The sequence below is a fragment of the Streptomyces beijiangensis genome, from assembly GCF_017315755.1.
Lineage (GTDB): Bacteria > Actinomycetota > Actinomycetes > Streptomycetales > Streptomycetaceae > Streptomyces > Streptomyces beijiangensis.
In genome coordinates, this window is the sequence record NZ_JAFLRJ010001694.1 from 1 (window position 1) to 239 (window position 239).

General features: G+C 79.9%; 1 pseudogene. It reads left to right on the top strand.

Annotation, left to right across the window (positions count from 1 at the left end):
- Positions 1 to 239: pseudogene (locus J0695_RS43270) on the top strand (TIGR03089 family protein); the annotation flags it as partial.

A 239-nucleotide genomic window follows, 5' to 3' on the forward strand; every position in this document is an offset into this window, starting at 1 on the left:
CCTCGTGGTCAGCGGGCCCGACACTCTTGACCGGGCTGCCGCCTGCCGCGGGGAGCGCGTCGCGCTGGCGCTGCGCCCGATGGGCGGCCGTTTCCCGCAGCCCCCGGCCGGCTTCGCGGACTACGCCGTCGAGGTGCCGAGCCAGGGCGACCGCTTCGCGCCGTACGCCCCGGTGGACCCGGACGCGCCCGCGCTCGCCGTCGGCGGCCGTCAGCTCCACGCCGCCGACGGCGAGCGCG